Source organism: Vibrio sp. 1457, from assembly GCF_033340195.1.
Taxonomy (GTDB): domain Bacteria; phylum Pseudomonadota; class Gammaproteobacteria; order Enterobacterales; family Vibrionaceae; genus Vibrio; species Vibrio alginolyticus.
In genome coordinates, this window is the sequence record NZ_JAWOWA010000117.1 from 1 (window position 1) to 1,139 (window position 1,139).

Sequence of the window (1,139 nt, forward strand, 5' to 3'; positions counted from 1 at the left end):
CGTTCACATTATCGGCTTCGCGCCGTTCTTTATTGCCCTGGCTTTCTTTGACATTATTGGCGCCATTGCGCTGTGGACGCTTATCAAAGTTAAAGATGAAGAACCGCAAGTACAGTTAGCGACAAGCTAATTAATAGATATCAGAGCGTTATACTACCAGTTGTAACGCTTTCGCTATAAAGCAAAACGCCGACCAATGGTCGGCGTTTTTACGTCTCGTTGAATAACGAATTATTCAGCTACTACGTTTACGATCACTTTCGCGAATACTTCGCTGTGAACCTGGAAGCTCACTTCGTGTTCGCCAGTGGTACGCAGAACGCCGTTCGGCAGACGAACTTCGCTCTTAGCCACTTCAACGCCAGCTGCAGTTACAGCGTCAGCGATGTCGCGAGTACCGATGGAACCGAACAGTTTACCTTCGTCGCCAGCTTTAGACGCGATGGTAACAGTTTCCAGTGCATTGATTTTCTCAGCGCGAGCATTAGCAGCTGCCAGAACTTCAGCCAGTTTAGCTTCCAGTTCAGCGCGACGTGCTTCGAAGAATTCAATGTTTTTCTTGGTAGCTGGAACAGCTTTACCCTGCGGTACCAGGAAGTTACGAGCATAGCCCGCTTTAACGTTTACCTGATCACCCAGGCTACCCAGGTTTGCTACTTTATCAAGCAGAATAACTTGCATTACCTTATCCTCTCAAAGTCGTATTAATGGACCGTGACCGATTACTGATGGCGATCAGTGTACGGCAGCAGGGACAGGTAGCGAGCGCGTTTGATAGCGCGAGCCAGCTGACGCTGGTATTTTGCACGGGTACCGGTGATACGGCTTGGGACAATCTTACCGCTTTCGGTGATGTAGTTTTTCAGCGTAGCGATATCTTTATAGTCGATCTCTTGAACGCCTTCCGCGGTGAAACGGCAGAACTTGCGACGACGGAAATAACGTGCCATATGGCTAGTCTCCAGAATCTATCAATTCAATCTGCTCGGCATGCAAAACCATTTTGCTCAGTCCGTTCTTTGCCTTGTGGCATGAAATGAACCCCTGAACGGTTATGCGACTGCCGACCGTTATACTGTGAGTAATGGCCTGGTTTTCGTGTCCGCTAACAATAACGGGCATTTGGCACCACGCCTGCC

2 protein-coding genes and 1 pseudogene are annotated in these 1,139 nt (G+C 48.8%); all 3 read right to left on the reverse strand.

Going from position 1 to position 1,139, the window contains the following annotated elements; all coding sequences use genetic code 11:
• Positions 1-231 precede the first annotated feature (231 nt).
• On the reverse strand, positions 232-681 hold the full coding sequence (gene rplI / locus R7Z41_RS24160; protein WP_001196062.1) for a 50S ribosomal protein L9: 450 nt from the start codon (positions 679-681) through the stop codon (positions 232-234).
• A gap of 41 nt (positions 682-722) precedes the next feature.
• Positions 723-950, reverse strand: coding sequence for a 30S ribosomal protein S18 (gene rpsR, locus R7Z41_RS24165; protein ID WP_000135199.1), 228 nt, complete (start codon positions 948-950; stop codon positions 723-725).
• A gap of 4 nt (positions 951-954) precedes the next feature.
• Positions 955-1,139 (reverse strand): annotated as a pseudogene (locus R7Z41_RS24170) (primosomal replication protein N); the annotation flags it as partial.

Excerpts from the sequence above, each read along its gene's own strand:
- rpsR (WP_000135199.1), bottom strand. The coding sequence starts at position 950 with ATGGCACGTTATTTCCGTCGTCGCAAGTTCTGCCGTTTCACCGCGGAA.
- rplI (WP_001196062.1), bottom strand. The coding sequence starts at position 681 with ATGCAAGTTATTCTGCTTGATAAAGTAGCAAACCTGGGTAGCCTGGGT.